This window comes from Streptomyces sp. AF1A, assembly GCF_047340315.1.
In the GTDB taxonomy this organism is placed as follows: domain Bacteria; phylum Actinomycetota; class Actinomycetes; order Streptomycetales; family Streptomycetaceae; genus Streptomyces.
Genome location: NZ_JBLEBI010000240.1, coordinates 1 through 8,255 on the forward strand (window position 1 = coordinate 1; position 8,255 = coordinate 8,255).

General features: G+C 75.2%; 8 protein-coding genes. 3 read left to right on the forward strand and 5 right to left on the reverse strand.

The annotated features are described in order from the left end of the window. Positions 1-30: 30 nt before the first annotated feature. Entirely contained in the window at positions 31-1,377 is a 1,347-nt protein-coding gene (locus ACLU3S_RS34085) for a hypothetical protein (RefSeq protein ID WP_413955855.1), read from the reverse strand. A 113-nt stretch (positions 1,378-1,490) separates the two neighbouring features. Here ACLU3S_RS34085 and ACLU3S_RS34090 point away from each other — a divergent pair, with 113 nt between their 5' ends. After that, positions 1,491-2,720 carry a molybdopterin-dependent oxidoreductase gene (locus ACLU3S_RS34090; protein ID WP_413955856.1) on the forward strand — a complete coding sequence of 410 codons (1,230 nt, stop codon included), beginning with the start codon at positions 1,491-1,493 and terminating at the stop codon, positions 2,718-2,720. Between the two features lie 313 nt (positions 2,721-3,033). Here ACLU3S_RS34090 and ACLU3S_RS34095 read toward each other — a convergent pair whose 3' ends face one another. Genes ACLU3S_RS34095 through ACLU3S_RS34105 form a run of 3 tightly spaced genes read right to left on the reverse strand, consistent with a single transcriptional unit; the run spans position 3,034 to position 5,113 of the window. Then, positions 3,034-3,786 (reverse strand): class I SAM-dependent methyltransferase, encoded by a 753-nt coding sequence (locus ACLU3S_RS34095; protein WP_413955857.1) that lies wholly within the window; start codon positions 3,784-3,786, stop codon positions 3,034-3,036. Then, complete coding sequence (locus ACLU3S_RS34100) at positions 3,783-4,400, reverse strand: TIGR04282 family arsenosugar biosynthesis glycosyltransferase (protein WP_413955858.1); 618 nt, start codon at positions 4,398-4,400, stop codon at positions 3,783-3,785. The genes ACLU3S_RS34095 and ACLU3S_RS34100 overlap by 4 nt, the downstream gene beginning before the upstream one ends. Beyond that, positions 4,397-5,113 (reverse strand): glycosyltransferase family 2 protein, encoded by a 717-nt coding sequence (locus ACLU3S_RS34105; RefSeq protein WP_413955859.1) that lies wholly within the window; start codon positions 5,111-5,113, stop codon positions 4,397-4,399. Before ACLU3S_RS34105 ends, ACLU3S_RS34100 begins: the two co-directional genes overlap by 4 nt. 103 nt (positions 5,114-5,216) lie before the next feature. On the opposite strand from ACLU3S_RS34105, the gene ACLU3S_RS34110 reads away from it, so the two are divergent. Both ACLU3S_RS34110 and ACLU3S_RS34115 read left to right on the forward strand, forming a co-directional pair. After that, positions 5,217-5,954 (forward strand): response regulator transcription factor, encoded by a 738-nt coding sequence (locus ACLU3S_RS34110; RefSeq protein ID WP_413955860.1) that lies wholly within the window; start codon positions 5,217-5,219, stop codon positions 5,952-5,954. After that, positions 5,951-7,060, forward strand: coding sequence for a sensor histidine kinase (locus ACLU3S_RS34115; RefSeq protein ID WP_413955861.1), 1,110 nt, complete (start codon positions 5,951-5,953; stop codon positions 7,058-7,060). The genes ACLU3S_RS34110 and ACLU3S_RS34115 overlap by 4 nt, the downstream gene beginning before the upstream one ends. Before the next feature lie 16 nt (positions 7,061-7,076). On the opposite strand, the gene ACLU3S_RS34120 is transcribed toward ACLU3S_RS34115, so the two are convergent. Then, complete coding sequence (locus tag ACLU3S_RS34120) at positions 7,077-8,102, reverse strand: NAD-dependent epimerase/dehydratase family protein (protein ID WP_413955862.1); 1,026 nt, start codon at positions 8,100-8,102, stop codon at positions 7,077-7,079. Positions 8,103-8,255: the final 153 nt, after the last annotated feature.

The window sequence follows — 8,255 nt, forward strand, 5'->3', positions numbered from 1 at the left end:
GGGGGCACGCGCGGTTGAGCCCGCGACCCGTCACCAGCCGGTGAACAGCAGGTGGTTGACGAGCAGGGCGAGCACCGCCTGGCCGGCGAGCCAGGCACGCGGGCGGGGGAGGAGGGCGCACGCGGGGAGGAGCCACAGGGCGAAGGGCAGCCAGATGCGCTCCGTCTCCGCCTTGCTCATGCCGGAGAGGTCGGCCACCAGCAACGCGACCAGCGCGGCGGACACGAGGACCGCGAGACGCATCCGCGCGGCGTCCGGGCCGGCGGGAACGCGGTCGCGGCGAAGGACCAGCGCGGCGGTGGTGCGCCCCAGGCCCGCCGCCGTGGCCGGACCGGTGATGACCGCGGCGCAGGCGAGGTTGGCCCACACCCAGTAGCCGTACGGGCGGGTGCCGCCCACGCCCTGGTAGTAGCGGGTGACCAGCAGGTGGTACGCCTGCCACCAGTCGAAGCCCGCGAGCGTGAACACGACGGGGAACACGGCCAGTCCGGCGAGCAGGCACAGCAGCAGCGAGGGGCGCTCCCGCAGGCCGCCACGGCCGAGGACGACGGCCGCCGCACCGATGAGGGCGAAGAGCGTGAGGCCGTAGGAGAGATAGCAGGTCAGGCCGAACAGCAGGCCCGAGGCCGCCGCGGCCACGAGCGACCGGCGCGTCAGCGCGACGGCGAGCAGGGCCACCGACCAGGCGGCCACGGCCGCGAAGTAGCCGTCGGCGGACGCGCCCTGCCACACCGCGGCCGGCGCGAGCACCAGGAAGGGGGCGGCCCGCCGTGCGAGCGTCTCGCCCGCGAGGGCGCGGACCGCGATCAGCACGGCCATGCAGCCGGTCGCCCCGACGACGATGCACCACATCCCCGCCCAGCCACCGCCCCGCAGCCCGATCCGGTCGAGCAGGACGAAGGTCAGCGTGGCGGCCGGGGGGTGGCCGGCGATGTGGGCGGGCCAGGGGGCGGGTGAGCCGCTGACGATGTGGTGGGTGAAGTCGCGCAGGGTGGCCGGGATGTCGTGGAAGCGGCCGATGACCCGCAGGTACTCGTTGGTCGTGGTCAGCCTGCCCGCGATGCCCCGCCGCCAGCCGTCGATCAGGGCGAGGGAGAGGATCCAGGCAAGGGCGGTCGCCCAGGCGGCCGCGAGCACCGCACGCCAGGAAAGACGTGCCGCCAGGGCGGGGCCGTACACCACGGTGGCCGCCGCCACGGCCAGGGCGGCGGGGGTGCCGGGGCCGACATGCGGGTCCCAGGTGGCGAACAGCGGCGGCCAGCGCACGAAGAGCGTGTGGCGGGTGTCCTGGATGTGGCGGCCGACCAGCGCGGCCGCCGTCACGAGCAGGGCGGCGGCGCCGGCGGCACACAGATCGCGGCGAAGGGAGCGGGTCACACCGGAACGCTAGGCCGGAAGGGCGGCGCGCGGGCGCGGTCCGGGCCGGACGTCAGCGTTTCGTCACCGGTCGCGCACCCGGTCCCGGTCGTTTTCCGGCCTACGGTCGGAGCATGCGCGACCAACACAGGCTCCCCACCTCCCCGGGTTTCTGGCGCAGCCCTCTGCGCGGCCCGTGGCTCACCTCCGTGCTCGGCCTCGTCCTGCTCGTCGGCATCACGGTGCTGTTCGTGACCGGGCTGGTGTCGTACGCCGCCTACAACCCCGGCCTGTCCCGGGTGAACGACATGACCCCGGACAAGGGCGCCCTCGGCTTCTACCTGTTCGCCTGGCCGACCAACCCGGTGTGGCTGTACCGGCTCACCCAGGGCGTCCACGTCACGCTCGGCATCGCACTGATCCCGGTGCTGCTGGCCAAGCTGTGGTCGGTGGTGCCGCGGCTGTTCACCCTGCCGCCGGCCCGCTCCCTGACCCACGCCCTGGAGCGGATCTCGCTGGTGCTGCTGGTCGGGGGCGGGCTGTTCGAGTTCATCACCGGAGTGCTCAACGTCCAGCTGGACTACGTCTTCCCGGGCTCCTTCTACCCGCTGCACTTCTACGGCGCCTGGGTGTTCTTCGCGGCGTTCGTCGCCCACGCCGCGCTGAAGACGCCGACGGCGATCAGAGCCGTACGGCGACGGCACGAGGAGAGCGACCTGGTCTCCCCGCGCCCCGCCCCGGCCACCGTCTCCCGGCGCGGCGCGCTGTGGTTCGTCGGCGGTGGCTCGCTGCTGCTGCTCCTGACCACGGTCGGGCAGAGCCTGGGCGGCCCCTTCCGCCGCACCGCCCTGCTCGCACCGCACGGCGCGGCCGATCCCGCCGGCGGCCCGAACGGCTTCCAGATCAACAAGACGGCCGCCTACGCCGGCATCACGGCGGCCGACACCCACGAGGACGCCTGGCGTCTGGTCGTCACCGGGCGCACCGGCACCGTCCGGCTCAGCCGCACCGAGCTGCTGCGGCTGCCCCTGCACAGTGCGTCGTTGCCGATCGCCTGCGTGGAGGGCTGGTCGACGGCCGACCAGTGGTGGCGCGGGGTCCGGCTGCGGGACCTCGCGGCGCTCGTCGGGTACGACGGGCATCCGCCGGACGTGCTCGTGGAGTCCCTGCAACGGCACGGTGCCTTCCGCCGCGCGGCCCTGCGCGCCAACCAGGTCGCCGATCCGCGCTCCCTGCTCGCCCTGTACGTCAACGGCGAGGAACTGTCCCCCGACCACGGCCACCCGGCGCGTGTCATCGTGCCCGCCGCGCCCGGCGTGCTCAACACCAAGTGGGTGGCCCGGCTGACCTTCGGAGACCTGTGATGCCGCGTCGCGTGCCGCTCGGCAGCCCCTTCCAACTGCTGCTGCTCGCCTGCTCGTTCGCGCTCGCCGCCTACGCCGGCGTCCGGCTGTTCGCCGGTGACTGGTTCAAGGTGGCGCTGTGGATCGTGGGCGCCGCCCTGCTGCACGACCTCGTCCTGCTCCCGCTGTACGCGCTCGCCGACCGGGCCGTCGTGCGGGGCCTGGAAACGGCCGGGCGGCGCGGCTGGACACCGTACGTGCGGGTCCCGGCCGCGCTGTCCGGCCTGCTGCTCCTCGTCTGGTTCCCGCTGATCAGCGGGATGGTGGACCGGCGCTACCGGTCGGCCACCGGGCAGTCCGTGGACGGCTTCCTCACCCGCTGGCTGCTGATCACCGCCGTGCTCTTCGGCGGCTCGGCGCTGCTGCTGGCGTGGCGTGTGCGCAGGGATGCGAAGCACCGGGCGCCGGCGCCCCACTGAGCGACCGGCCGCCAGCCGGCCCTGCGCGCGTACCGCAGCAGGGCCGGCGTGCCGAGGCGGGCCCACGGAAACGGGGCACCGGTGCCGTCCGGGCCGCCGGCCACGTCGACCACCTGCACCTGCGCGCGTTCGTCGACGTCGACCGGCACGGTCTCCGCGACGAGCAGACCGCCCGGCCGCAGCAGCCCGGCCACCCGCCTCAGCAGCGCGGCCGGGTCCCCGCCGATGCCGATGTTGCCGTCCATCAGCAGCACGGTGTCCCAGCGGCCCTCGTCCGGCAGCGGCTCGAACACCGAGCGGCGCAGCGCCGGCCCGCCCAGTTCCGCCGCGTGCTCCACGGCGGCGTCGCTGACGTCGATGCCGAGCACGGTACGGCCCCGGGCCGCGAGTTCCGCGACCAGTCGGCCCGGCCCGCAGCCGACGTCCAGCACCGCGCCCTCGCAGTGGTCCAGCACCGCCAGGTCGACCGCGTCGGCCCGGGCGCACCAACGCTCCACCTCCAGCGGGAGCAGCCAGCCGTCGGTGCGGCGCAGGAACAGCGGGCCGCGGCCGGTGCGCAGCGCGGCGGCGTACGGGTCGGCGGCCGCCCAGGCGACGGAGCCGCTCACCGCGGGAAGGCCGGGGTGCAGCGGGCCAGCCGGGCGGCGAACCGGCCGTGCGGGGCGAGGGCGGCGACGGCGCGGGCGTCCTCGGCCACGTCGACGTCCCGCAGCCGGGGCAGCTCGCGGACCCGCAGCCCGGCGCTCTCCAGCCGTTCCCGCTGCACGGCGCCGGTCGTGGGCGTCGACATGGGCACGCCCCGCAGCAGCGCCGGGTCGGGGGCGGCCAGCCCCAGCGCCCAGAAGCCGCCGTCCTCCGCAGGGCCCAGATACGCCTCGCAGTCCTCGAAGTCCACGGTGAGCAGCTCCGGCGTCACCTGCGGGGTGTCCATGCCGATGAGCAGGGCCGGGCCGCGGCAGTGCCCGAAGGCGTCCGCCAGCCGCTCGTCCAGTCCGCCGGCACACTGCGGCAGCACCTCGAAACCCGGCGGCAGCCAGGGTCCCGGAGCTCCGTCCAGGACGAGGACCCGGCGGGAGGCGGGAGCGGCCGCCACGGCGTCCAGGGTGTCGGCGAGCGCCGCCTCGGCGAGCTGTGCCGCCTCCTCGGGCGTGAACGGCGGGCTGAGCCGCGTCTTGACCCGCCCCGGGCGCGGCTCCTTGGCGATGACGAGCAGGGTGGTCACCGTACGGCCCTCCCGCCGGCCCCGGCCGCGACCGCGGGAGCCTCGGCCAGCACGCGGCGCATGTCCCGCACCGCCTGCCAGGTACCGCGCCAGGTGCCCGTCACCTTGGACGTGCCGGTGCGCGGCAGATAGGGCACGTCGTGCTCGGTGACGCGCCAGCCGGCGTCGGCCGCGCGGACCACCATCTGCAGCGGGTAGCCGCTGCGCCGGTCGGTGAGGGCCAGGTCGAGCAGCGCCTCGCGGCGGGCGGCCCGCAGCGGTCCCAGGTCGTGCAGGCGCAGCCCGGTACGACGGCGCAGCATCCGCGCGAGGGCGAGGTTGCCGGCCCGGGCGTGAAGCGGCCAGGCGCCGCGGCCCTGCGGACGGCGCCGGCCGAGCACCAGGTCGGCCACCCCGTCGCGCACATCCCTCACGAAGGGCACGAGCAGCGCGGGGTCGAGCGAGGCGTCGCAGTCGCAGAAGCAGACGATGTCGGCGCCGGCGGCAGTCAGCCCCGCATGGCACGCGGCGCCGAAGCCGCGCCGCTGCTCGTGCACCACGGTCGCGCCCAGCGCGCGGGCGATCTCGGCCGAGCCGTCGGTGGAACCGTTGTCGACGACGAGTGCGCGCCAGCCGGCCGGGATCCGCGCGAGCACCCAGGGCAGGGCCTCGGCCTCGTTCAGGCAGGGCAGCACCACGTCGACCTGAGATGAAGTGGTCGTCACGGCTTTCACCCTACGAACGCCAACCGGGCATACCGGACTTCCGCTCCTTACGAAACGCGGACGCCGACCAGGCGCCGCGCCGGCGGAGCGCGCGCGGTGCGAGGCTGGAGGCATGCAACCGCAGTACGAGCCCCACGGGGCGGAAGCCGCAGGCCGCGCGGCCCGGGTCCTGGTCGTGGACGACGACCCCACCGTCGCCGAGGTCGTCGTCGGCTACCTGGACCGCGCCGGTTACCTGGTCGACTGGGCCGACGACGGTCCGACCGCGCTGAGCCGGGCCGTCGCGCACTGGCCGGACCTGGTGGTGCTGGACCTGATGCTGCCCGGCATGGACGGCCTGGAGGTGTGCCGGAGGATGCGGGACCGGGCCCCCGTGCCCGTCATCATGCTCACCGCCCGCGGCGACGAGGACGACCGCATCATGGGCCTGGAGGTCGGCGCCGACGACTACGTCACCAAGCCCTTCAGCCCGCGCGAACTCGTGCTGCGCGTGGAGTCGGTGCTGCGCCGCAGCCGCCCCGCCGCCACCGGGCACCGGCTGGCGGCGGCCGGCCTGGCGGTCGACCCGGACGCCCGCCGCGCCACCAAGAACGGCAGCGAACTCTCCCTCACTCTCAGGGAGTTCGACCTGCTCGCGTTCTTCCTGCGCAACCCGGGCCGGGCGTACACCCGTGAGGACCTGATGCGCGAGGTGTGGGGCTGGGACTTCGGTGACCTGTCCACCGTCACGGTGCATGTGCGCCGGCTGCGCGGCAAGGTCGAGGACGACCCGGCCAGGCCCCGCCGGATCCAGACGGTGTGGGGCGTGGGCTACCGCTTCGAGCCCGGTGAGGCGGTGGACCGACCATGAACGACACCCTCCTCATCGTTCTCTACGCCTTCGCCGGCGCCGCGGCCACGGGCCTGGCCGGGGCGTGCGTGCTGCGCCTGATCCGGCGGCGGTCCCTGACCGCCTCGCTCGCCGTGGTCGCCGCCGTCGGGGTCGTCGCCATGCTGGCCGGCACGCTGGCCGTCGCCTGGGCGATGTTCCTGTCCCCGCACGACCTGAAAGTCGTCACCACCGTCGTCGCCATGGCGGCCGTGGTCTCGCTCGCCACCGCGCTCCTCCTGGGCCGCTGGGTGGTCGCCCGCAGCCGGGAACTCGCCGACGCCGCCCGCTCGTTCGGCGACGGCGGCGCCTTCGCCCCGCCGGACGGGCCCGCCACCGCCGAACTCGAGGAACTCAGCCGGGAGCTGGCCGCCACCAGTGCCAGACTCGCGGAATCACGCGAGCGCGAGCGGGCCCTGGAGACGTCCCGGCGCGAGCTGGTCGCCTGGATCTCGCACGACCTGCGCACCCCGCTCGCCGGGCTGCGCGCCATGTCCGAGGCCCTGGAGGACGGGGTGGCCACCGACCCCGACCGCTATCTGAAGCAGATCCGCGCCGAGGTCGAACGGCTCAACGACATGGTCGGGGACCTCTTCGAACTCTCGCGCATCCACGCGGGCACGCTGTCCCTGAGCCTGTCCCGGATCTCCCTGTACGACCTGGTCGGCGACGCCCTCGCGGGAGCCGACCCGCTGGCCCGCGAGCACGGGGTGCGTCTCGTGGGGGACCGCGTCGAGCCCGTGCCGGTCGAGGTGGACGGCAGGGAGATGAGCCGCGTGCTGGGCAACCTGCTGGTCAACGCCATCCGCCGGACGCCCGCCGACGGCACGGTCGCCGTCGCCGCCGAGCGCACGGACGACGGCGTGGTGCTGTCCGTCACGGACGGCTGCGGGGGCATCCCCGACGAGGACCTGCCGCGCGTCTTCGACACCGGCTGGCGCGGCACCGACGCCCGTACGCCCCCGGCGGGCGCGGGTCTGGGCCTGGCCATCGTCCGGGGGATCGTGGAGGCCCACCAGGGCCGGGCGACGGTCCGCAACATCCCCGGCGGCTGCCGCTTCGAGGTGACCCTGCCGTCCGCTTCCTAGCAAGGCCCCGCGGGCCTCAGTCCTCCGGCCGTTCCTCCCGTGGTTCCTCCCGCAGTTCATCCCGCGCGAACTCCCGCATCCCCTCGTCGAATCCGACCCGGGGCTTCCACCCCAGCTCGGCCCGCAGGCGCGAGGAGTCCGCGGTGATGTGCCGTACGTCGCCCAGCCGGTACTGCCCGGTGACCACCGGTTCCGGGCCGCCGCACGCGTCGGCGAGCGCCCGTGCCATCTCGCCGACGGTACGGGGCGTGCCGCTGCCGGTGTTGTAGGCCGTGAGGACACCGGGGGCGGCGTCCGCCTCCAGGGCGGCGACGTTGGCGGCGGCCACGTCCCGCACGTGCACGAAGTCCCGGCGCTGCCGGCCGTCCTCGAACACGCGGGGTGCCTCCCCGCGGGCGAGCGCGGAGCGGAAGAAGGAGGCGACCCCGGCGTACGGGGTGTCGCGCGGCATCCGGGGCCCGTACACGTTGTGGTAGCGCAGCGACAGCGCGGCGCCGTTCGTGCAGCGGGCCCAGGCGGCGGCCAGGTGCTCCTGGGCCAGTTTGGTCGCCGCGTACACGTTGCGGGGATCGGCCGGGGCGTCCTCCGAGACCAGGCCGGGGGCGAGCTCCTCCCCGCACGCCGGGCAGCGCGGTTCGAACCGTCCCGCGTCGAGGTCGGGCACCGCCCGGGGGCCCGGCCGCACCACACCGTGCCGCGGGCAGGTGTAGCGGCCCTCGCCGTAGACGACCATCGACCCGGCCAGTACCAGCCGCCGCACACCCGCCCGCGCCATCGCGGCGACCAGCACGGCCGTGCCCAGGTCGTTGTGCGAGACGTAGTCGGCCGCGTCGGCGACGCCGTTGCCGAGCCCGACCATCGCCGCCTGGTGGCACACGGCGTCCACCCCGGCGAGCGCCCGGGTCACCGCTTCCGCGTCCCGCACGTCCGCGCCGGGGTCGTCGCGGACGTCGTACACGACCGCCTCGTGCCCGCTCTCGCGCAGCGCGTCGACGACATGGGACCCGATGAACCCGGCACCGCCGGTGACCAGTACACGCATACGGCCACGCTAGACGCGCGGGGCACCCCGCCCGCGGGGCGCGCCCACCACGTCATGACTCCGTAAGGCGCGCGGGAACCGCTTCCCGCCGGATCAGCCGAGGCACAGCACGAGCACGCACAGCTGCGTCGGCGAGGTCGAGGCCGGTGCGGG